General features: G+C 66.5%; 21 protein-coding genes and 1 tRNA gene. 7 read left to right on the forward strand and 15 right to left on the reverse strand.

The annotated features are described in order from the left end of the window. The first annotated feature begins 1 nt into the window (after position 1). The 4 genes from ACQY5K_RS04840 to ACQY5K_RS04855 are packed head-to-tail and all read left to right on the forward strand — an operon-like array spanning position 2 to position 4,525. A complete protein-coding gene (locus ACQY5K_RS04840; RefSeq protein ID WP_428120563.1) occupies positions 2–859 on the forward strand; it encodes an FAD binding domain-containing protein in 858 nt (285 codons plus the stop codon). After that, on the forward strand, positions 856–1,344 hold the full coding sequence (locus ACQY5K_RS04845; protein WP_428120565.1) for a (2Fe-2S)-binding protein: 489 nt from the start codon (positions 856–858) through the stop codon (positions 1,342–1,344). The genes ACQY5K_RS04840 and ACQY5K_RS04845 overlap by 4 nt, the downstream gene beginning before the upstream one ends. Next, a complete protein-coding gene (locus ACQY5K_RS04850) occupies positions 1,341–3,734 on the forward strand; it encodes a xanthine dehydrogenase family protein molybdopterin-binding subunit (RefSeq protein WP_428120567.1) in 2,394 nt (797 codons plus the stop codon). Before ACQY5K_RS04845 ends, ACQY5K_RS04850 begins: the two co-directional genes overlap by 4 nt. Beyond that, positions 3,731–4,525 (forward strand): IclR family transcriptional regulator, encoded by a 795-nt coding sequence (locus ACQY5K_RS04855; RefSeq protein WP_428120569.1) that lies wholly within the window; start codon positions 3,731–3,733, stop codon positions 4,523–4,525. Before ACQY5K_RS04850 ends, ACQY5K_RS04855 begins: the two co-directional genes overlap by 4 nt. A 48-nt stretch (positions 4,526–4,573) precedes the next feature. Here the strand turns inward: ACQY5K_RS04855 and ACQY5K_RS04860 are convergent. Continuing rightward, a tRNA-Leu gene (locus ACQY5K_RS04860) sits at positions 4,574–4,657 on the reverse strand. Positions 4,658–4,737: 80 nt separating this feature from the next. Then, complete coding sequence (locus tag ACQY5K_RS04865; RefSeq protein ID WP_428120571.1) at positions 4,738–5,577, reverse strand: TIGR03560 family F420-dependent LLM class oxidoreductase; 840 nt, start codon at positions 5,575–5,577, stop codon at positions 4,738–4,740. Between the two features lie 74 nt (positions 5,578–5,651). On the opposite strand from ACQY5K_RS04865, the gene ACQY5K_RS04870 reads away from it, so the two are divergent. Then, positions 5,652–7,124, forward strand: a complete 1,473-nt coding sequence (locus tag ACQY5K_RS04870; protein WP_428120572.1) for an N-acyl-D-amino-acid deacylase family protein — start codon at positions 5,652–5,654, stop codon at positions 7,122–7,124. Positions 7,125–7,159: 35 nt separating this feature from the next. On the opposite strand, the gene secG is transcribed toward ACQY5K_RS04870, so the two are convergent. The 5 genes from secG to ACQY5K_RS04895 all read right to left on the reverse strand — a co-directional run bounded on the left by secG (position 7,160) and on the right by ACQY5K_RS04895 (position 11,861). Next, positions 7,160–7,387, reverse strand: a complete 228-nt coding sequence (gene secG, locus ACQY5K_RS04875) for a preprotein translocase subunit SecG (protein WP_419923525.1) — start codon at positions 7,385–7,387, stop codon at positions 7,160–7,162. Between the two features lie 54 nt (positions 7,388–7,441). Next, positions 7,442–9,064 carry a thioredoxin family protein gene (locus ACQY5K_RS04880; protein ID WP_428120574.1) on the reverse strand — a complete coding sequence of 541 codons (1,623 nt, stop codon included), beginning with the start codon at positions 9,062–9,064 and terminating at the stop codon, positions 7,442–7,444. 74 nt (positions 9,065–9,138) lie between these two features. Then, a complete protein-coding gene (locus tag ACQY5K_RS04885; RefSeq protein WP_428120576.1) occupies positions 9,139–10,203 on the reverse strand; it encodes a patatin-like phospholipase family protein in 1,065 nt (354 codons plus the stop codon). A gap of 9 nt (positions 10,204–10,212) precedes the next feature. Then, the gene (locus ACQY5K_RS04890; protein WP_428120578.1) at positions 10,213–11,355 is read right to left on the reverse strand and encodes an alpha/beta fold hydrolase; all 1,143 of its coding nucleotides are present in this window, start codon (positions 11,353–11,355) and stop codon (positions 10,213–10,215) included. A gap of 71 nt (positions 11,356–11,426) precedes the next feature. After that, on the reverse strand, positions 11,427–11,861 hold the full coding sequence (locus ACQY5K_RS04895) for a hypothetical protein (protein ID WP_428120579.1): 435 nt from the start codon (positions 11,859–11,861) through the stop codon (positions 11,427–11,429). Positions 11,862–12,132: 271 nt separating this feature from the next. Between ACQY5K_RS04895 and ACQY5K_RS04900 the strand changes: the two genes are divergently transcribed. Beyond that, positions 12,133–12,744 carry a MarR family winged helix-turn-helix transcriptional regulator gene (locus ACQY5K_RS04900; protein WP_428120580.1) on the forward strand — a complete coding sequence of 204 codons (612 nt, stop codon included), beginning with the start codon at positions 12,133–12,135 and terminating at the stop codon, positions 12,742–12,744. Positions 12,745–12,854: 110 nt separating this feature from the next. Continuing rightward, entirely contained in the window at positions 12,855–14,021 is a 1,167-nt protein-coding gene (locus ACQY5K_RS04905; protein ID WP_419922926.1) for an alpha/beta hydrolase family protein, read from the forward strand. Positions 14,022–14,040: 19 nt separating this feature from the next. Here the strand turns inward: ACQY5K_RS04905 and ACQY5K_RS04910 are convergent, their stop codons facing one another. The 8 genes from ACQY5K_RS04910 to gap form a co-directional block, all read right to left on the reverse strand. Next, the gene (locus ACQY5K_RS04910; RefSeq protein WP_428120582.1) at positions 14,041–15,363 is read right to left on the reverse strand and encodes a DUF2339 domain-containing protein; all 1,323 of its coding nucleotides are present in this window, start codon (positions 15,361–15,363) and stop codon (positions 14,041–14,043) included. Beyond that, complete coding sequence (locus tag ACQY5K_RS04915) at positions 15,353–16,525, reverse strand: DUF2339 domain-containing protein (protein WP_428120584.1); 1,173 nt, start codon at positions 16,523–16,525, stop codon at positions 15,353–15,355. The genes ACQY5K_RS04910 and ACQY5K_RS04915 overlap by 11 nt, the downstream gene beginning before the upstream one ends. 276 nt (positions 16,526–16,801) lie before the next feature. Further along, positions 16,802–18,358: an AMP-binding protein gene (locus ACQY5K_RS04920; protein WP_428120586.1), complete on the reverse strand. Its 1,557-nt coding sequence runs from the start codon at positions 18,356–18,358 to the stop codon at positions 16,802–16,804. Between the two features lie 36 nt (positions 18,359–18,394). Continuing rightward, positions 18,395–18,829 carry a helix-turn-helix domain-containing protein gene (locus ACQY5K_RS04925; RefSeq protein WP_428120588.1) on the reverse strand — a complete coding sequence of 145 codons (435 nt, stop codon included), beginning with the start codon at positions 18,827–18,829 and terminating at the stop codon, positions 18,395–18,397. Next, positions 18,829–19,113, reverse strand: coding sequence for a hypothetical protein (locus ACQY5K_RS04930; protein WP_419922922.1), 285 nt, complete (start codon positions 19,111–19,113; stop codon positions 18,829–18,831). Before ACQY5K_RS04930 ends, ACQY5K_RS04925 begins: the two co-directional genes overlap by 1 nt. 138 nt (positions 19,114–19,251) lie before the next feature. Further along, positions 19,252–20,019 (reverse strand): triose-phosphate isomerase, encoded by a 768-nt coding sequence (gene tpiA / locus ACQY5K_RS04935; RefSeq protein ID WP_428120590.1) that lies wholly within the window; start codon positions 20,017–20,019, stop codon positions 19,252–19,254. Positions 20,020–20,038: 19 nt separating this feature from the next. Next, complete coding sequence (locus ACQY5K_RS04940; RefSeq protein WP_428122554.1) at positions 20,039–21,199, reverse strand: phosphoglycerate kinase; 1,161 nt, start codon at positions 21,197–21,199, stop codon at positions 20,039–20,041. A 14-nt stretch (positions 21,200–21,213) separates the two neighbouring features. After that, entirely contained in the window at positions 21,214–22,218 is a 1,005-nt protein-coding gene (gap, locus tag ACQY5K_RS04945) for a type I glyceraldehyde-3-phosphate dehydrogenase (RefSeq protein WP_428120592.1), read from the reverse strand. Positions 22,219–22,364: the final 146 nt, after the last annotated feature.

Raw genomic sequence — 22,364 nt, forward strand, 5'->3', positions numbered from 1 at the left:
CATGAAACCCGCTCCGTTCTCGTTTGTTGCTCCCGAGTCGCTCGACGCGGTGGTCCGAGTCATGGCCGAGTACGGCGATGACGCTCGGATTCTCGCAGGCGGCCAGAGCCTGGTTCCGCTCATGAATCTCCGGCTGGCCCGACCCGAGGTGCTCGTGTCGATCAACCGCTGTCGAGAGCTCGACTACATCGCGCTCTCGGACGATCGCCTCGTCGTCGGTGCGCTCGTGCGCCAGATCGATGCCGAGACCAACCCGCTGGTCGAAGCCGAGTGCCCGTTGTTGGCCAAGGCGCTCCCCCACGTCGGGCTGCCCGCCACGCGCAACCGTGGCACCGTCTGCGGCAGTCTGGCCCACTGCGACCCGCTAGCCGAGTTGCCGGCCGTTGCGCTCGCGTTGGAGGCCGAGCTGGTGCTCACGAGTGCCGTCGGCGAACGTCGGGTTCCGGCCCAAGACTTCTTCGTAGCTGAAATGACCACCAGCATCGAGACAGGTGAGGTCATTTCGGCGGTCACGTTCAGACGCCAGGATCCAAGCGAGCGAAGCGCCCTGGCTGAAGTCTCGAACGGGGGCCACGTGTTCCCGGTGGGCGGGGTCGCACTGCGGTGGGCCAGCGTGGACGGCGTCTGCACGATGGCACGCATCGCGGCGTTCGGCGTTGGGTCGGCGGCCCAGCGTTTGATCGACGCCGAGGGCGCGCTGGTCGGCTCCGACCTCGGCCCGCCGGCAATCGCAGCCGCCGTCGCGGCGGCCCGCGGTGCAGTCAATCCGACCGGCGACATCGCCGCCGACGCCGAGTACCGACGACACCTCGTCGGCGTCCTTGTTGAACGCGGCCTGCTGGAAGGGGAGGCTCCATGACAGACGAGTACCAGGTGACCGTCACCGTCAACGGGCGACGCCGAGAATGCCGTGTGGAGGCTCGGCGGTTGCTCGCCGACTTCCTGCGACACGATCTCGGCCTAACCGGCACCCACATCGGCTGTGAGCAAGGAGTGTGCGGTGCATGCACGGTGTTGCTCGACGGCCGCACCGCCCGCAGCTGCCTGCACTTCGCTGTGGCGGTTGACGGATCGGACATCCGCACCGTGGAAGACCTCGCAGGCCTCGATGAGCTCCATCCGATCCAAGAGATGTTCCACCAAAAACATGCCCTCCAGTGCGGTTTCTGCACGCCGGGATTCCTGCTCACGGCGGTCGAGCTGCTGGAACGCAACGCCGACCCCGACGAGGCCACCATCCGGGAGGCACTGATGAACAACGTCTGTCGCTGCACCGGCTACGCCAACATCGTCGATGCGATAGCTGAGGCCGCGGTGGAGCTGCGACGAGGGCAGCGAGCATGAGCAGCGACCGGCAAGGCGCTGTTGGGCACGGCGTTGTTGGGCACGGCGTTGTTGGGCAGAGTGTCTTGCGTCGAGAGGACGACTACCTCCTACGAGGCCAGGGCCGCTTCGTCGACGATCTGCCCGCGCCGATCAACACCCTGCACCTTGCCTTCGTGCTCAGCCCGTACGCCCACGCCCGAATCTTGTCGATCGACGTGAGCGAGGCGCGCGCGCTCGACGGCGTGGTCGACGTCCTCACCGGCGAGGATCTGGCAGCCCTGGTGAAGCCGATCGCCGCTCAGATCGAGCTGCCCGGCTACCACCTCAACAGCCGCGACGTGCTGGCTGTCGGCGAAGTGCGGTTTGCGGGCGAGGCGGTGGCCGTGGTCGTGGCCGAGAGCCAGTACCTCGCCGAAGACGGCATCGAGCTGGTCCACGTCGACTACGAGCCGCTTCCTGTGGTCGTGGGGATCGAAGAAGCGACCGATCCCGCCGCCCCGCAGGTCAATCCGACAGTGCCGGGCAACGTCTACTACGAGGGTCGATTCAGAACCGATGGCGTGGCCGCTGGTTTCGAAGCGGCGGCCCATGTCATCTCCGAAGACTTCCGCTCGAACCGTGTGACCGCTGTTCCGATTGAACCCCGAGGGTGTCTTGCTGTGCCCGAGCAGGCGGGCAACCTTGTCTTCTACTCCTCGACCCAGATACACCATCTTCTACGGACTGCCCTAGCCGAGTTCCTCGACGTTTCAGAGTCAACCCTGCGGGTCGTGGTTCCCGATGTCGGCGGCGGATTCGGCATCAAGGCGGCCCTCTACCCCGAAGAGTTCGTCTGCGCCGCGCTCGCCCTGCGTTTGCGCCGGCCCGTGAAGTGGATTCAGGACCGGTACGGAGCCCTGCTCACCGATGTACACGCCCGTGACAACCGCTACCGGGTTGAGGCCGCGGTCGATGATGACGGCATCGTCCTCGCGCTCAGGGCCGAGATTCGAACCAATGGCGGCGCCTACTCAGCGTTGCCCTTCGGCTGCACCCTGGAGACCACTGGTGGCGCCCGCATGATCGTTGGGCCGTACCGGATCGAGGAGTACGAGTACACGGCCACCGCCGTCGCAACCCACACCGCGCCGGTGTTGGCCTATAGGGGCGTGGCCCAACCGGTTTGCTTCATGGCGATCGAGGGCATCATGGACCGAATTGCCCGCCGGCTCGAGCTCGATCCAGCTGAGGTTCGGCTGAGAAACATGGTGCCCACCTCAGAGCTCCCGTGGACCAACGTCGTCGGTGTCCGCTACGACACAGGCAGTTTCATAGAGTCGCTCAACCAAGCGATGGAGATGGCGAAATACGATGAGTTCCGCGCCCGCCAGGCTCAGGGCCGACTCGTCGACGGCAAGTACCGGGGCATCGGTATCTGCAGTTTCACGGAGGTGAGCGGGACGGGAGCCCCAGGGTGGCGTGCCCGCGGGCTGACCCGTCTACCCGGGTTCGACAGCGGGACGGTGAAGGTGGAGCCCACCGGCAAGGTGACGGCCTTCGTGAGCCACGCTCATTCGGGGCAAGGCCACTTCACGACGTTCGCGCAGGTCGTCGCCGACGAGCTCGGGGCCCGATTGGAGGATGTGACTGTCTTCGAGGGCGACACCGCCGCCGGGCCCTACGGCACGAACACCTTCGCCAGCCGCAGCGCAGTCACGGGCGGCGGAGCGCTGGTGCGGGCGTCGGAGAAGGCCAGGCTGAAGCTGGCGCGGATCGCAGCGTTCATGCTCGAGTCCACGCCCGAAGACATCGTGGTCTCCGACGGCCAGATGTACGTCGCTGGCGTGCCTAGCCGAGCGCTCACATTCGGGGAGGTCGCCGAGACGGCTTACGCGATGAACACATTCGACCTCCCCGAAGGCGAGAGCTTTGGCATCGAGGAGACCGACTTCTACGACCCGCCCCTTGTCACGATGGCCAATGCCACCCACATTGCACAGGTGGCTGTCGATGCCGGAGACGGGACAGTCGACATCGAGGGCTACACCGTCGTACACGACTGCGGTCGCATCATCAACCCGATGATCGTCGATGGTCAGGTGATGGGCGGTGTGGCACAAGGCATCGGCGAGGCGCTCATGGAAGAGTTTGTGTACGACCCCGACGGCCAGGTCCGCACGGCGACTCTGGCCGACTATCTCCTGCCCAGCTCGGTGGACGTTCCCAACTTCCAGATCGCTCACATCGAGTCTCCGTCGATCGATGCCGTCGGTGGGTTCAAGGGCGTGGGGGAAGGCGGTGTGATCGGAGCCGTACCCGCGCTCGTCAACGCAGTCGCCGACGCTCTGTTCGATCTCGACGTCAACGTCAACACCAAGCCACTTCGACCCGCGCTGCTGTCAGGCCTCATTCGAGAGGCCGGAGGGTGACTGCGGCTGCGGCCAGCCAAGGGGTGAAGTCCATCGAGGTTGGTGCCCGGGTGCTGGCCGCGCTCGCCGAGGCTCCCGGTGCCCTCCCCCTCGGCGAGCTTGCGTCGCGGGCTGACATGATGCCCCCCAAGGCGCACCGATATCTCGTCAGCCTGATCCGCTGCGACCTCGTGCTCCAGGATCCGATCACCGGTCGCTACGATCTCGGCCCCGGCGCGTTGCAGTTGGGCTTGGCCGGTCTGCGGCGGCTTGACGCGGTTCGCTTCGCGACCGACGCGTTGGTCGAGCTCAACCAACGCCTCGATGTAACCACCGCGCTCTCGGTGTGGGGCCAGCACGGGCCGGTGATCATTGGCTGGCGCGATGCCAGCGAGGTCGTTCACTGCAACTTGCACATCGGTTCCGTGCTGCCGCTCATCGGAACGGCAACCGGCAGGATCTTCTTAGCCTATGAGCCAGGGAGAATGATTGACGGCAGGGTCGCCGAAGAGCTCGAACGGCTGGCGGGTTCTCCTCTTGGTGATCGCTTTGGTGATGCTGGCGCGGTGCGGGAGCTGATCGATCAGGTTCGCCGAGAAGGGTTGGCCATCTCCCGCGGCGACTATTTGCCCGGGCTCAGCGCCGTCGCCGCACCGGTGTTCGATCATCAAGGTCGACTTGTTGCGTCGACCGCAGTTCTGGGTCGGAGTGGGACGATGGATGGTGTCGGCCCAGATTCCCCCGCAGCGGCTCTTCGCCAGGCGTCGGAGGAGATCTCCCACAAACTCGGCTATTCCGCCACGTTCGACTGACGGCGCACGGCACCGTTGCGATGGTCAACGGAATCGGACGCCTGTTCGTGTCGGAGGGGGGACTTGAACCCCCACACCCTTTCGGGCACTAGATCCTTAATCTAGCGCGTCTGCCAATTCCGCCACTCCGACTGGACGCCCGCAAACGCTGCATGTGCAGGGATTTCGGGGCGCGTCAGCATAGCGCTGCTGTCTCGATTGTTCGATGGTGCTCAGACCTCGTCGATGGCCGTTGCCAGGGCATCGAGACTCACCGGATTGAGCTCGCCTCGCCATGACCACACGACGATGTCGACCCCAGCATCGAAGAAGTCCTGCGCCCCTGCCACGGCCTTGTCGATGTCGCCGTCGGCCTCGAATCCGAGGTGCACCGACCGGTCGATCTCGGCCTCGTCACGGCCCACGCGTCCGCAGTGCGCCCGCAGAATCTCGTCCAGCTCCTGCCACGCTGCGACATCGGGCGGAAACGTCATGTCCCACTGATCGGCGTACTTCGCAGCGGTGCGCAGGGTCCGCACCCGGCCCTGCCCGCCGATGACGATTGGGATGCGCTCCTGGATCGGCTTGGGCTCGCACCAAGCATCGGTGAGTTCGAAGAAGCGTCCCTTGTGCGTAGTCGTGGTCTCGGTCAACAGCTTGACGATGACCTCCATGCCCTCTTCGAGCCGATCCGAGCGGTCCCGCAGCGGCCCGAGATCGATGCCGTAGGCGTCGCTCTCCCCGAAGTTCCAGCCGGCGCCCATCCCCAGCTCGAAGCGACCATTCGAGATGTGATCAAGCGTGGCGGCCATGTTGGCGGTTACCGCCGGATGGCGGTGATGCATGCCGTTGACCATGGCGCCGAGACGGACCCGCGTCGTGGCCTGCGCTAGCGCCGCCAGCATCGTCCAGCCCTCAAGGTTGGGGCCGTCGTACGGCGGCGCCAAGGGATAGAAGTGGTCCCAGTTCCACGCCGACTCGAAGACCTCGAACTCGTCAGCGGCTTGCCAGATCGCCAGATACTCCGGCCAGCTGGCATGGTGCGGCGGGGTCTTGATTGCGTGACGTCCCATTTGGGCTCCTTGTCGCAGACGACCCGAACGATACGTGGTGAACTTGCGACCTTGACCTGGTTGGGAAAGGGCTCATGGCAGAGATCGACAAAGCGGACTTGATCATCCGCGACGCCCGCTTGATTGATGGAACCGGCGCTCCGTCGACCCATGGCGACATCGCAGTTGCCGATGACAGGATCGTCGGGCTGGGCGATCTCGGCCATGCCGAAGGCGCCGTCGAGATCGATGCGGGCGGCAAAGCGGTGGCCCCCGGCTTCATCGACGTGCACACCCACGACGACCGTGCGCTGCTGGTCGACCCCCTGATGGCACCCAAGGTCAGCCAGGGCGTCACCACGGTCATCACCGGCAACTGCGGGGTCAGCTTGGCGCCGCTGCGCACCATCGGACGGCCGCCGGCACCGCTCGATCTCGTTTGCCCCGACGGCGAGGGTTTCTTCTCGGAATTCGATGACTACCTCGCCGCCCTCGATGCAGAGCCGGCAGCTGTCAACGCACTCTGCCTGGTCGGCCACGCCTCTCTGCGGGTTGAGGCCATGGACAATCTGCACCGCCCGGCGACTGGAGATGAGATCACGGCCATGCGGGGCCGCCTGGAGCGAGCATTGGAGGCCGGGGCTATCGGCCTGTCGACGGGTCTCTACTATGCGCCGGCCGCGGCTGCACCGACCGAGGAGATCATCGAGCTGGCCAGAGCAGTCCGGGCCGCGGGCGGCATCCACACGACCCACATGCGAGACGAAGCCGACCGTGTCAGCGAGTCGTTGGAAGAGACATTCACTATCGGCCGCGAAGCCGGCGTTCCAGTGGTGATCTCGCATCACAAGTGCTCCGGGCAGGCCAACCACGGCCGCTCAACAGAGACTCTGGCGCTGATCGAAGCAGCACGGCACCGCCAACGAATCAGCCTCGACGCCTACCCCTACATCGCCAGCTCGACGACTTTGGGTTCAACCAGGCTGGCGGATGCCAGCAAGGTGCTGGTGACTTGGTCCAAAGCGCAGCCCGAGGCTGCTGGGCGGGATCTCGCCGAGTTCGCAGCCGAGATGGGTCTCGACCCCGAAGCTGCGGTCGATGCGTTGCTGCCCGCCGGCGGGATCTTCTTCATGATGGACGAGGCGGACGTGCGCCGCATCCTGGCCTATCCGGGCACCATGATCGGCTCCGACGGCCTGCCCCACGACGAATTCCCGCACCCGCGCCTGTGGGGCACCTTCCCAAGGGTGCTCGGCCACTATGCGCGCGACCAAGGCCTGTTCTCTCTGGAAGAAGCAGTGCACAAGATGTCTGGACTGCCGGCCCGACGTTTCGGTCTGGCTGATAGGGGCGTGCTGGAGACCGGTGCGATGGCCGACCTCGTGCTCTTTGACCCAGAGACCGTGATCGACACCGCCACCTTCGAACAACCGAAGCAGCCGGCGCGCGGAATCGAGCTCGTCGTAGTCAATGGCAGGGCGGTCTGGCGGAACGGCGCCAGTACCGGTGCACGGCCGGGCCGGGCGATCAGGCGAGCAGCAAGCTCGTCGCCGTTAGGCGAGCAATAAGCCCGTGCCGTTAGGCGAGCAATAAGCCCGTGCCGCTAGGCGAGCAGTAGACCCAGGATGACCGTGGTGAAGCCGAACGACACGGCGACCACGACGGTGACGCGGCTCAGGTTCTTCTCTGCGACGGTCGAGGCGGCAGCAGTAGCGCCGACGCCCCCGCCGAACATGTCCGACACTCCCCCTCCGCGGCCGCTGTGCAGCAGCACGAGCCCGATCAGGCCGAAGGCCGACAGCAGGTGAATCCCACCCACAATCCACGTCATCACGGGCACCGAGGCTACCGGCACACGGCGCCCGCTCCGTATGCAGGCGGGCGCCTACGGGCGGATCGGGTGGGTGATTGGCGTGCTGCCTTTGGCGCCTGGCACCCATCCCTCGATGATGGCGCTGAAGCCTCCCGCTCCCCCGCCTGCGGTCACGACCAATGGCGACCAAGGCGGAAGCTTGCGCAAGCTTCCGCCCGCCGAACCTTCGGTTGATCCGAACACGAGTCCGTGATCGTCGCCGTCGTCAGCGCCTCGGGCTTCGTCGGGGCCTGCCCTGCGGACCTGCGTGGTGCCCCCCAAGTGCTGCACGAGAGATTCAGGCAGACCCTCTTCGATGCCACCGGCACCGCGAATGGCGAACTCGAGATCCATCTGCAACAGCGGATCGAGTTCCTCGTAGAAGCGCTGCCGTGTCCAGCCCGCGTCGCCGAACGTCGCCATGTGCTCGGGCGTCATCACCAGCATTGCCTCACTCGGCAGCTTGCGATTGCCGACGCACATGAGCTGCTGGGCGATCGTGCGGATGAGCGAGCCGGGCGTTCGGGAGATCTGATCGATGCAGCCGATCGGACCGTGCCCGGCAAACAGCGTCACGGTGTCTTCGCCCATCTCATAGCCCCGGCTCACCGACAGCGGCGGCCAGCCGTCCGGCAGTCGTTCCTCGTCCTCGGCGAAGCACCAGCCCACCTTCGACGGCGACCCCAGCGCGGAGCGGTCAATGCCCCCGATGCCGGGCTTGCCGCCGCCCACATTGCGGATCACCAGTTGCAGCGCTCGCCCGATCGTGGAGTTGGCTCGGTTGCCCTGACCGAGCGAGTTCTTGTCGGTGTTCATGCCGATACGACGCCGGATCGGGCCGTTCACGATGATGATCGGACCCGAGAACCACAGCGTGCACAGCAGACCGTGCATGTTGAACGTGTCGGTGCACGCCGCCTCGACAGCCGCCAGCACCACCGGCAGATACTCGGGGCGGCATCCGGCCATGACGGCATTCACCGCCACCTTCTCGACCGTGCACGCCTCGAGCGCCGGCGGCACGATCGCGACGATCTCGTCCGGCGCCCGGGTGGTGCCCGCCAGCATTGCGGCGACCCGCGCCTCGGTGGGAGGCACGACGGGCAGCCCGTCGGACCACCCGCGGTCGTACGCGGCTTCGACGGGATCCTCAGCAGACGCGAACTCGACTCGACGGCTCGCGAACGACGTGGCACCGAAGCGCAGGGCCAGCTCGTCGGCCAGCAGCGGATCGACCGACAGCGAGCCACAGCCAGGCCGCATCTCAGCCAGACCGGGGCCCAGGTCATCGGCCCCGCTGAGCGCCTCCCAACTGCGCCGGTCCCAGCCGACCGTGCGGGCCATCTCGCGGCCACCGGCAACCGCGACGAGAGTCGGCACCGTGTCGACGTCGTGATGCCACGAGACCGCCAGATCCTCGTCGTGAATGACGTCCGCAGCCGTTCCGGCGACACCGGCCGGGAACGTCGGGTCGTCTTGGGTGTAGACGGTCAGTTGCGATCCCGTGCGGGCAGCGTGGTCGGCAAGCTGCGCTAGCACGGGCTCGACGTCGCAGCAGGTCGGACAGTCGCGCTTGACGAACGCCGTCAGGCCGTCAGTCAGCGGCGGTCGATCGGCACCGGCTGGCGCTACGGCATGAGAATCTTGAGCAGGCACGCCGCGACTCTAGGTTCGGCTTGCGGAAGGTGCCCGCAGGCTGCATCAACACCGCCGGGCGACCTCGGTGGGGCCTACAGCGGATGCGCAGAGAATTGGTCACTTGCGGTGGCGTAGGCCTGCAGCGCTACGGCAGGGCGTCGCTGCGGATCGAGCAGGTTGTTGCCCATCGCGTCGAGATCAGCCGCTGCCGGCATGACGATCTCCACCCGATCGCATTCGGTGAGGCTCAACCGCTCGCACTGGGTGGCCGCCCTGCTTACCGACCGAAGAGCGCTCCAGCCCCACGTAGTTGCGGCAGTGAGCGGCATCGCCCACGGCCAAGCCGTCCGCGGCAGCTCGGCCATGCCCATCGCAGAACTCACCACGACCAGGTCGTATGGCTCGCCGCGGAGCACGTCGAGGTTGTCCGATGAGTGCACACCAGCGTCGATGTAGGAGGCACCGTCGATCTCGACCGGTTCGAACACCGCCGGGACAGCACACGACGCGGCAACCGCTTGCGACGGGGTCGCCGGACCTGACGCGTCGAACACGACCCGCTTGCCGGTGTCGAGATCCACGACGGGGACTCTCAGGCGCACACCCGTGGGCCACGACTCGCCAAACAGACCAGCCACGAGATCGGCCACGTGCGAGGTGGGAATGCCCCCTCGCGGCAGCATCGATGCCATCGCTGTCCCGGGAGCGACGCTCCCCGGCCAGGTCAGCGCCATCATCATCACCTGGGGCGACATCGGCGCCCCAAAGCTCGCGGCTGCTTGGCGCTTGGGGCCGCGCTTGGCCCGTGCTGCGCCAAGCAGCTGCGCGCCCTGCGTACTCAGTGGCTGGCGAGTCTCTCGCCGGAACAGGTCACCGGGACTCAGGCCGGCTGCAACGAGCGCTCCGGAAATCGAGCCCGCCGACGTACCCACGACCAGATCGACGCTGCGGGCATCGATGCCCCAGGTGTCCTCGAGCGCCTTGAGCACTCCCGCGTGGAAGGCACCGCCGACGATCCCGCCGGAGCCCATCACCAAAGCGATGCGACGGTCGCCCGGTGCGCCCGGAGCCGTTCGGCCCGAAGGCCGTTGAGCCGTGTCAGAGCGGTCGGCTGAGCTGTCTCGCAGGGCTCCGGTCGGAGCGGCGCTGTCCGCCATGGGCGTCGACTACGCCTTGACGTCGCTGTGCTCGAGCATCCAGCCGATCATCGCCGGGATCGAGCGCTTGCGTGCTCCGCTTCCCACAACCAGGCCGACATGCCCGGCAGGCAGCCGCATCTCGGTGGCGTCTTCGGAGCCGACCAACGAGTCGAGGCCGTCCGTCGAGTCGGGAGGCACGATGTGGTCGCGCTCGGCGATGACGTTGAGGAACGGCACCGTGATGTCGGACAGGTGGATCCGGCGTCCGCCGAGCACCAGATCGTCGTTGACGAAGCCGTTGCCCTCGCTGAACATCGTCGTGGTCTGGCGCATCGTCGCACCCGGGAACGGGATGTGGTTGCGCGTCCACGACGTCATGGCCTGGTACGAGCCGAGGAACTTCTCGTCGTCGAGGTGCTCCCAGAAGTCCATGACCGTGTTGAGATCCGACGTGGGCGTCAGCAGCGTGAACGAGGCTCGCACCGACTCCGCCGGCACGTTGCCAGTCTCGTCGAGCAAGTGCTGGGGGTCGATGCCGCCGTTGCCGACGCCGGACATGGCGGGAGGCATCTTGGTGAAGTCGACCGGCGTGGCCATCACGACCACGTTGTGAATCGGATCATCGGGGTGACCTGCGGCGTACAGCAGTGTCAGCACGCCGCCGTAGCAGTAGCCGAACACGGTGACGCCCTCGTCGCCGCCGATCTCGTTCGTCCTTGCGACGGCCTGGGGCAGGTACTCGTCGCAGTAAGTCTCGAGCGTGTTGGCGGCATCCTCTTCGTCGGGGACGCCCCAGTCCAGCAGGAACACGTCGAAGCCTCCTTCGAGGAGGCGCTCGACGCAGCTGTTGCCAGGCTGCAGGTCGAGGATGAATGCCCGGCTCACGAGGCTCATCACCAGCAGGATCGGCTGGCGGACCGTGCGGTTGTCGCTGCGGTAGCGGTACAGGACGGCCTTGCCGCTGCTCCACACGACGTCACGGGGTGTCTGGCCGACCTCGACGCGGTCGATGCCCATGATGTGGCGGGTGAGGTTCCACCAGCGGCGCATGCCGGTCTCCCACATGTCGGTGAACGGTGCGAACGGGTTGATCGCGTCGGGCGAGGTCGCCGACGCTTCGCCGTTGTCGGCGGTCTTGGGGATCGGCTTGACAAGAGTTGAGGCAGACATGTCTGCTCCTTCGGTTAGTTGAGGGGGGTTTCGAGGGGAGTTGCGGATGGACTCGGCCGCTGGGCCGCCGCTCAGACGCTGTGAGCCGCCACAGCTGGGGGCGCGACGACTACGAGTTCAGGCTTGGCCACGACGGGCTCGGCCGCCGTCCCTTTGGCCATTGCGGGCTTGGCCATCGGCGACGGGGACTCGGCCATCACGGCCGGCTCCGGCGCATGTGCCGGTTCGGCGGCCACAACTTCGAAGACGAGGTTCCGCAGGCCTTTGACCTCGCGGTCGATGGACGCGACCTGCTGGCGCAGCTTGCGCACATCGGTGGCGGCGGGCAGGTTCCAGAAGTGCAGCCAGCGTCGGCTCGCACGCTCGAATTCCGAGGTCACCGCTGCGGTGAACTTCGCGCTCGTCGCCATCAGATCGCGGAAGCCGTCTGAAGCGGTGATCTGCTCGAGGCCTGGCGCTATGGCCTTTTCCCATTGGTTGTAGGTCTCGCGCCATTGCTTGGCCATGTTCAATTCCTCCCGCAGGGGGTGTGGGGGTTGGTGTCCATTGCGCCGGCGGCTGGCAGCCAGCCTGACGATGCAGTCGTCTCGCACCCGGGAATTCGGTCCCAAGCAGAGCTAATTGCATGACGCTATGCAATCATATCTGTGTTGCGGACTTGTCACAAAACGGTTTAGCTAACGAAAATTGTGATGCATGCTGCAATGAATGTAATGCATGCTGCAATGAATCTGCGGGCGAGGAGGCTGCACCGAAGCTATGGTGTTGGTTCAGCTCATGAATATGTCCGATGCGGACCAGCAGGTCCCCAAGGGCTCGCTACAGCCCTCCGGCGAAGGCGTTCGTCGCACGCTGGGGTTGCCACGCGTCCGCGACACGGACCAGCCGAGCGCAACCGACTGGGGCAGCGACTGGGACCTCGACTGGGACCTCGACCAGAAGGTGGCCGCGCTGTGGCGTGCCGCCCGACTGGGACCCACGGTCGAGCGACTCCGGCGCCATGTCCTGCAGGGGGGCTCTCAATCGATTGAGCCCGGGCAGTTCCGGGCGCTTGACGCAGTGGCCGGGCACGGTCCAGCCACTATCCGGGCACTCTCGGACATCATGGACGTCGAGCCCAGCACGGTCACGAGAGCCATCACACGGCTCGAAGCAGACGGACTCGTGTTCAAGCGGCGTGCAGAGCGAGACCATCGAGAGGTTTTTGTGGCGCTCACCGAGCTTGGGGCAGCGCGCCACCAGTACTTCGTGGATCGCGCCTACCGCATCTACGAGGAGATCTTCACGGTCTTCGACACGGCCGAGCGTGCCGTGCTTGCAGACTTGCTCGAGCGCATGCTGGTCTCGACCGATGCCGCGCTGGCGCGGCTCGACGCACGCGCCCTGTAGAACCCATCTCCTCCGCAAGCCCCAGCACGATCACAGGACAGCGCGCCATGACTCAGGCCCCCGCAGAACCACGTGCGACTCCTCGTCGGCAAGTTCCGCACCCGGCGTCTGTGTCATTGCGCGCCGGTCGCCGCGCCGCCGGCTCGATGGCCGAGTGGGTCCGCGGGCACAACGAGACCGACCTGCCGCCAGTGCGCCAGACGCCGCAGGCCGCATGGAAATGGCTGTTCGACGAGTGGTCGATCCAGCTCGAGTTGGCGACTGCGCGCATGCGCGTACCCGACGGTTCGTTCCGTCAGCGTCTGCGCTCCGAGCTGGCCGACGCGCGCGGTCTCTACGCCGAGCGTGGCTGGCTGGCAGATCCCGCGTCGTACCACCGCACTCCCCCGCCGCTCGACGACGGCGTGACCATTCGGGCAGCCTCCGCCGGCGACGCCGACTTCTGGCACGTCCGATTCCCGAGCGAATTCGAGCCGTGGCCCGACGAACCCGGTCGCGAGCGATGGATGGACTACCGGCCGGTCCGTACCGCCCATGCATGGATGCTGCAGCACGCAGATCAGCCTCGGCCGTGGGTGGTGGCGGTCAACGGCTACCGCACCGGCGAGCCCGAGATGGACATGTGGATGCTCTACGCCCAGCGCCTCCATCGACGCTGGGGCCTCAACGTCATCGCAGTCGTGCTCCCCCTCCACGGTCCGCGTGCCATCGGCGTGAGCGGCTCGCGGGTCATCCACGCAGGTGCGATGAACACCGTGTTCACGGTGGCCCAAGGGGCGTGGGACATTCGCCGAGTACTCAACTGGGTACGAAACCAGCACGAGGCCCCCGCCGTGGCAGTCTCGGGCATCTCACTGGGCGGCTACATGGCGGCGATGATCGCTGCGCTCGACGACGACCTTGCCGCTGTCATCGCCGGTGTCCCCGAGAGCGACCTCGCACGCGGTACGCGCCGCCAAGTCGCACCGCTGCTTCCGCCGTACTACGAGCAGTGGGGATTGTCCTGGGAGCCGTACGAGCAAGTTCTCTCGGTGGTGTCCCCGCTGTCGCTCCCTTGCTTGGTCCCCGCCGACCGGCGCTACATCTTCGCCGGCCTGCTGGACCGCTGGGTCCGTCCCGGCAATGTCAAGACGCTCTGGGAGCACTGGGATCGTCCCGACATGCTCTGGTACCAGGGCTCGCACCTGTCGTACCCGTTCGAGCGCGAGGTCGCCCGATACGTGGACCGCGCCGCTGTCGAGACATTCGGCTCACAGCCGCCCGTCCCGCGGCACTGATCGCTGCGGTGCAGAGCCGTTAGTCCTTCGAAAACTCTGACTTCGCCGCAGGCACAACGGGAGCGAAGCGGCCCACTATCAGCAAGAGCACGCCTACTCCGATGAAGGAAATGACGCGGCTGAGAGCGGTGAGGCTCGCGAGGTCGACAAGGAACAACTTTGCGACCACCAGCGCCATCCATGCCGCACCCGCAATCCAGATGCCCCGATTGGCGCGCACGACTCCGGCGACCATCGCTGCGAGAGCGATCACCGCCCACAAGATCGACAGTGCAGCTTGAAGCTCCGTCGACGTGATCAATGGCGTCAGCTCGAACGGAACGTCGCGCCAATGGTGAATCGTGCGTGCCAATGCCATCGTCGCAGCGACGGTGCCGGCGCCCGCCAGCACCGGGCCCCACGACAAGCGGACGAAGTTGTCGAGCGGGCTGTCACTCTCGGCGCCCGCCGGTGCCGGCTCGGCCATGAGGAGTTCGCGCCACCACAACGCGGTGAGTGCTGTCGCGATCGCTGTGAGCTCGACCGGATTGAGCACCGGCAGGTACGGCAGCGGCTCGGGACTGCCAGGGGAGGCAACTGCCGCGCCGAACGCCTCTAGCACCACGAAACCGAGCACCGGCGCGGCGCAGCTCGTGAGATACCGGCGCCAGTGTGCTCGCAACGGCCACGCCGCGACGCGGCGACCGCCCAGTGTTCCCATCACCATGAGCAACAGGACACCCAAGGCTGCGCTTTGCGGCCACGCCCCGTCCGCAACGAGATCGATCCGCCAGTACGTCTCCACGCCGACGAGAACCGCGACAGCCCAATAGCCGCCGCAGTGCACGGCCGTTCCGAAGTCTGGCCATGCGTCTTCGCACACACGAACGTATGCGACGTACACCGCCAAAGCGATGGGCCACGCCACCCAGCCGAACCCTGCGACAGGATGTGCCTCGACGGCAATTGCGAGGCCCAGCCAAGAGCCGAGAACTGGCAGCATCACGAGGCCCGCTGCATCCAGTCCGGGCCATCGCGTCACGCGGGCGCCGACCACGGTTGCGGCGAGCGTCAGGATCGCAATCAAGGACATGGCCGGCAATCGGGCATCATCGAGACGGGCATATGCCTCGGCAAACGCGGCAAAGAACCACCATGCGCCGCCCCATGCCAGCGCCGCCCACGCCGCGGCCGGATCGATGCGCATGCTCTTTGAACCGCGCAGCAGGCGCCACGCGCTGATCAGGCCACAGATCGCGAACAACAAGGCGCCCAGGAAGTACCGGTTCAGGAGGGGCGTCGTGTCGATCCAGAACTGCAACGAGTCCGCAGTCAAGACATCTGCGACGCCGTCAGACGTCAAGTAATACGCGTAGACCGCAGCGGCTAACAGTTGCAACGCGATTCCGCCGACGATCGGCGTGAGCCGCCTCCACCGCGTGCCGCCTCCACCGCGTGCCGAGCCAGACCAGCAGGACGCCTTGGGCTACCCACGCCGTCGCCCAGGCGTATGCGTCGAACGCGAGTGGCACCGCTATTGCCACAAACGCCACCGCGAGCGCCGCGTACGACTCGGCCAGCATGCGACCGTCGTCACCCCAGCGGCGCACGATCACATACAGCACAGCATGGACAGCTGCCACAACGAGGGCGCTGATCAGCAGCCCGTGCTCGGTGTGGCCGACCAGTATCGACTGGAGCGCGATGCCGATGAAGGGAGTGCCGAACACCAGCGGGACGATCCACAGGCTCCCGACGTCGAGCGTGGGTCGTGCTCCGGAGATGACCGGCACCGCTATGTACAGCAAGACGAAGAAGGCGACAAACGGCTGAAGCGACGCCCAGTCCTCGCCGGCCGGGAGGTCTGCCAGCCACAGGGCCGACACCGCGAACGTGAAGCCGTACCCAGCAAGGGTGAGCACCGGCCAGGACCGGAGTCGAGCCACCGAGATGACCGCGACGCTGAGCACCGCGTAGAAGCTGAACACCGCGAGATGGTCCTCGGGCCAGCGGTACGCCAGCAGCGGCGCGAGGTAGCCGCCGATGAGGCCCAGCAGCGCCAACGACAGCGACCTCTGCACGACCGCGAGCGCCCCGGCGCCGACGGTGATTGCGACAACTGCCACAAGCGCTACCGCCGCCGGCAGCAGGTCGTAACGGGCATACGCAGCAAATGTCGTCAGGTACAGGACCGCTATGCCGCCGCCTTGCAGGCTCAGGCCATACACGGGTTGCCGGGCGCGTTGGCGCCAGCCCAGGCCGAGCAATACGAGACCGAAGAACGCCACGGCGACGAGACGCATCTCGATCGTGAGTGTCACGAAGCCGCGGATGCTGGCTTCTCTCGTGAGCAAGCCGACGCCTACCAGCGAGACCAGCACACCGACCTTGACTGGCGCATTCGCGGTCGTGATCCAACGCTTGATCACAGCGATCAGCCGTTCCAAGAGCGTCGGAGGGAACTCCGCCTCCGAGCCGACGCGCCGACGATCCTGCGGCGCAACCTTGTGCGGGGGTCGCGGCACTCGCGATGACACGGAGATGGATCGGGGGGCGGCAACTGGGCGAGGCACGCGAGGCGGAGTCGGACGGGCCCCCGGAGGAGGCGCGGGACGAGGTCGCTTGGACGGGATCCAAGGAGCGGTGGGCTCGGGAGACAACGGTTGCTCTGCCTCTGGCGGCGGCTGCGGGACCGATGACGACTCTGGGCCAGCGGGCGGTACCTCGGTCCCCAGCGCCTCAGCCGCGTCAGCGGTTGCCTCTGGCGGGGCGGCTTCGGCGCCAGCAGGCCGCGATTCCGGTTAGTAACGGTCGCGGCGCCCCAGCACAGCGAGGCGATGCCGCACCACCTTGCCGGTAGTGGTCATGGGAAGAGCATCGACGAATCGGACCTCACGGGGCACCATGAAACTTGGCAGCTTCGCAGCGACCCAGCCCTTCAAGTCGTCCGGATCGACACTGCGGCCCCGACGAAGCACCACGAACGCCGCGACGCGCTGGCCGAATTCGGGATCGTCGGTGCCGACAACAGCTGAGATCTCGACCGCGGGGTGACGGTCCAGCACCTCTTCCACGCTGGATGGAAACACGTTTTCGCCGCCGGTCACGATCATGTCGTTGGCACGACCGGAAACGTGCAGCCGGCCGGCCGCATCAAGCTGGCCGATGTCGCCAGTGGCCATCAGCGTGCCCGTGCGCTCGCGGTCGGTCCCATCGGTGTAGCCGTCGAACTGGCCTGTGCTGGCGAGGTGGACCCAGCCGGAACTGCCCTTGGGGGCGGGCATCCCCTCGTCGTCGAGGATGACGAGGGTGACGCCGTCGGGCGAGCGCCCAACCGTGCCGGGCGCGGCCCGCAGGTCGGCCGGATCGGCGATGGTGCCGATGGCTGCCTCGGTCGATCCGTAGATGTTGTAGAGAGCGTCGCCGAAGCGGTCCATCCACTGGCCGGCCAGATCTCCCGAGAGCACGTTGCCGCTCGAGAGGACCATGCGCGGCGACCTCGCAGCATCGTCGCTGGCGGTCACGTCCAGGATGCGACGGAGCATGAGCGGCACCACGACGAGCACGTCGAATTGGTGCTCCCGCAGCAGCTGCAACAGGTCTGAAGCGTCGAAGCGGCGGCGCATCTCGACCGTGCTGGCGGTTGCGAGTGCAAAGACGAGCTGGCTGAGCCCCCAGGCGTGGAACGCTGGCGACGCAATGAAGTAACGATCACCGAGTCGGTACGGAATCCGGCGCAACATCCCAACCCCACCGACCCGGGTCGTCGTGAGGGCCCGCATCGCGCTCTTGGGTGCTCCGGTGGTGCCAGAAGTCAGCAGCACCAGCCTGGGTCGACGTTTCGGCGGCGAGCAGTGGAGACCCTTTGCCGCGATGTGCGCCAATGAGTTCGGCCCGCTGGAGTCGGCGGAGACGACCGTCGCATCGGTGCCGGCTTGAGCGACAACGTCTGAGAATTCTCTGTCCGCCACGATGACGGCGATGCTGTCGCGCTCGCAGACCTCGGCCAGATTCGAGGCTGGAAGCGCCGTCGACAGCAGCACCGTGTCGCAGCCTGCCCGCTCTGCGGCGACCAGAGCCGTCACGAACCAGCGATGATTGCGACAGAGGATGCCGATCGCGCCCAGATTCCCATCGGATCCGGTTGCGGCCGATCTGAATTCGGCCGCAACACTGTTCGCGGCCCGGTCCAGCGTCCGGTAGTCGACCGAGCCGGCATCGTCGACGATCGCGGTGCGGCCGCCGAAGCGCAGTGCAGCGGCATGAACCGCTGCGGCAGTTCCGAGACCCCAGCGAACTGAGGCCCACCAGCGCGCCGAATTCAGAGCGACATCGGCCGCACCCATACGCAACGCCACACTCCACATGTCGTCGCCGGCGTCGATGCGCGCGTGTCAGCCGTTGCCGGCGTCGAAGCTGCGGTACACGCCGAGCAGGGCGGCCTTTTGCTCATCGGTGAGGCTCGGATCGGCCTGCACCGCCTCGACAACGGTGGGAACGTCCTCACGGTCCATGAGCCCGGCGTATGACAGCAACGTGGCAGCGCGCACGTTCAGTGCCTCGGCCAGAGCCTTCAGCACCCGGACCGACGGCTCGTGCAGACCTCGCTCGATCTGGCTCAGGTACGGGTTGGAGAGCTGCGCCATCTTGGCGAGCTGCCTCTGGCTGAGCTCCATGAGCTCGCGCTGAGCACGAATGAACGCACCCAGCTGGTCGAAGCCGGGAAACGGGTTCGCCGACCCGCCGCCCTTTCCCGCTGTGGCGTCGCTGTCGGACGCGGACCGACCGCCCTGCGCCGCTGCTGCAGCATCAGGGCCGTCGACAGCCATCAGGCCTTGGCGTCCTCGCTGGCCCGCTCCCAAGCGGAAGCGACGCGAGCAGCGCAGTCCTTGTTGGCCTCATGGAGCTGGCCCAGGAAGTTGTAGTAAGCGTCGATCATCTCGGTCGGCTTCGGCAGGTACTCCGCGAACGGCGAAGAAATAGCCGGCATGGCGTTCAGCCACGCCTCGGCGACACGCTCGTTCATCGAGACGAACTGCTCCTGGGCAGTCTTCATCTGCTCCAGCGTGCGGTCTTGCATCTCGCGGACGGAATCGAGGACTGGCATTGGCATTGCTCCAAGTATCGAAGGGTGAGGGGGAAATTCCGCTTCGGTTCTGTCCGAATCGGGACTGCTAGAAATAGTACCCACTGCGGGAACAATTTGCAACTTGTGGCGTCAACGTGGCTAGATGGCTAGGTGGCTAGGTGGCTAGGTGGCGGATTGGACTATGCGGGCGAATTGGGCGGCGTCGAGGGAGGCGCCGCCTACTAGGGCGCCATCTATGTCGGGCTGGCGCAAGAGCTCCGCGGCATTGACGGGTTTCACTGAGCCTCCGTATTGGATGCGGACCTGGTCGCCGGCGCCTGAGCGGATGTCGTTCACGACGGTCCGCACTTTGGCGCACATGTCCTGGGCGTCTTCGGGGGAGGCGTTGCGGCCTGTGCCGATTGCCCAGACGGGTTCGTAGGCCACCACCAGCGTTTCGAACTGTGCGCGGGTGAGCTTGGCGAGACTGCCCCGCAGCTGCGTTGTCACGACCTCGGCCGCCCGGCCGGCTTCGCGATCGTCGAACGTTTCGCCGACGCAGACAATCGGAGTCATGCCGTGCTTGGCCACTGCTGCGGCTTTGGCGGCCACGACCTCGTCGGTCTCGCCGAACAGGGCGCGCCGCTCGCTGTGGCCGACGATGACATAGCTCACTTGGAGCTTGGCCAGCATGGTTGGCGACACCTCGCCGGTGAATGCGCCGCTGTCGTTGGGGTGGCAGTTCTGTGCGCCCAGCTTGAACTCGAGCCGGTCGGCGTCGATGACGGTTTGGCACGACCGCAGGTCCACGAACGGCGGGTGCAGGCTCACCTCAACCTGGTCGTAGCGGTGCCGGGCCAGCTCGTAGCTCAGCTTCTGGCACAGCTGGATCGCCTCGAGATGGTTGAGGTGCATTTTCCAGTTGCCCGAGATCAGTGGCGTTCGACTCATCGTCCTTCTCCCCGACTGACTACTGCTGCGGCGAGTTTCGCAGCGCTGCGAGACCTGGCAGGTCACCGTGCTCAATGAGCTCGAGGCCCGCGCCTCCGCCAGTCGAGATGTGGTCCATGTACGGCGCTAGCCCGAACTGTGCGACTGCAGCCGCGCTGTCGCCGCCGCCCACCACCGTGAAGGCGCGTGCGTCGGCCATGGACTGGGCCACCGCTCGGGTGCCGGCGGCGAATCGCTTGTCTTCGAACAATCCCATCGGTCCGTTCCAGAACACGGTGCGTGCCTCTGCGATGACGTCGTCGAACTCGGCAGCGGAACCGGGGCCGATGTCGAGGCCGCGACAGCCGTCGGGGATGTTGCGGCGCATCTGCCGTACGGTGCCGCCGGCATCGAGCGCCGTGATGTCGCTTGGCAGGACGATGTCGGCGCCGCTGTCGAGCAGCCGCCGGCAGTCCTCGATGCGGTCAGGCTCGCAGAGCGAGTCCCCGATTCTGTGGCCGAGCGCCGCCAGAAACGTGAAGCACATGCCCCCGCCGATAGCGAGACGGTCGACCACGGACAGCAGCGCCTCGACGACGCCCAGCTTGTCGCTGATCTTTGCCCCGCCCAACACCGCAACGAACGGCTTGCGAGCGCCGGTTCGCATGCCGCCGAGCACCTCGGCTTCGCGTTGCAGCAAGCGTCCCGCCGCGCTCGGGAGGCGTTGCGGCGGCCCGACGATGGAGCCATGCGCTCGATGGCTAGCCCCGAAGGCGTCGTTCACATAGCCGTCGAATGCGCCGCCACCGCGCTGTTCGCCATAGGGCGCACCGAGTACGCCCGTCACGAGCGCTTCCACAAACTCCGGCTCGTTGGCGGCCTCGCCGGCATGGAACCGCAGGTTCTCCGCCAGGCAGACGCCGGGTGCGACGGCCGCCAGCCGATCGGCAACGGGCGCGAGGGAGTAGCGCTCGTCAGGCTTTCCATCGGGTCGGCCCAAGTGCGAGCAGGCAGTGACCGAGGCACCGCGCTCGGTCAGCCATCGCAGCGTCTCCCCCGCTGCTCGAATGCGCAGATCGTCAGCTATCTCCCGCTGTGCGGCCTCGGTCTGCCGCAGCGGAACGTTGAAATCGCAACGCACGAGGATCCGCCGGCCCTCAAGGCCGCCAAGCCGTTGCTCGAGATCCTCGAGCGTCGGCAGCGTGCCGACATCGCTCATCGGTTGCAGATGATGTCCACGAGGTCCACCAGCCGGTTCGAGTAGCCCCACTCGTTGTCGTACCAGCCGAGGACCTTGACCATGCTGCCCATCGCCATCGTCAGGCCGGCGTCGAACACGCAGCTGGCCGGGTTTCCCACGATGTCGCTGCTGACCAGCGGATCCTCGGAGTAGTCGAGCACGCCCGCGAGCGGTCCAGTGGCCGCAGCCGCCGCGAACGCCTCGTTCACTTCTTCGACGCTGGGGCTGGCGTCGAGCATCGCCGTGAAGTCGGTGATCGAGCCGTCAGGGATCGGCACACGCAACGAGGTGCCGTCGAGCCTGCCTGCCATCGCCTGGAGCACCAGCCCGGTCGCACGGGCCGCACCGGTCGATGTGGGGATGATGTTCACGGCTGACGCGCGCGCCCGACGAAGGTCGGAGTGCGGGCCGTCCACGAGCGACTGGTCGCCGGTGTAAGCGTGGATCGTCGTCATGAGGCCCTGCTGAACGCCGAAGGCCTGATCCAGCACTTGTACCATCGGGACGAAGCAATTCGTTGTGCAACTTGCGTTGGAGACCACCTTGTGGTTGGCGGCGTCGAATTCGCCGTCGTTGACGCCCACCACAAACGTGGCGTCAGCGCCCGACGCGGGGGCCGACACGACCACGAGCGGGGCGCCGGCGTCGAGGTGCATGGTCGCCTTGTCGCGAGAAGTGAAGATGCCGGTTGACTCCACCACCACATCCACCCCGTAGTCGCCCCATGGCAGGTCGGCTGGGTTGCGCTCCGACAGCACCGGCAGCACCTTGTCGTCGATGGAGATGCCGCCGTCGGTGGCGGCGATGTCGTGAGGCAGGTTGCCCAGCACCGAGTCGTACTTGAGCAGGTGAGCCATCGTGGCGGTATTGCCAAGGTCGTTCACCGCCACGATCTCGATGTCGCAGTCAGGGCGGCCGGCCGCCCGGTAGAAGTTGCGCCCGATCCGGCCGAAACCGTTGACGCCCACGCGCACGCTCATCCGCAGCAGCTCCCTTCGCGTCGCAGGCCTGCCAGACGATCCGTGTCCCGGCCGCATGTACCGCTAGCGGTTGTCTAGCCGACGCGCGGTCCAAAGCCGTGTTGCATCAGAGCATTCCCAGGCTGGGAAATCGACGAACCGGTTCC

It is taken from the genome of Candidatus Poriferisodalis sp. (assembly GCF_965262965.1).
In the GTDB taxonomy this organism is placed as follows: Bacteria; Actinomycetota; Acidimicrobiia; order Acidimicrobiales; family Poriferisodalaceae; genus Poriferisodalis.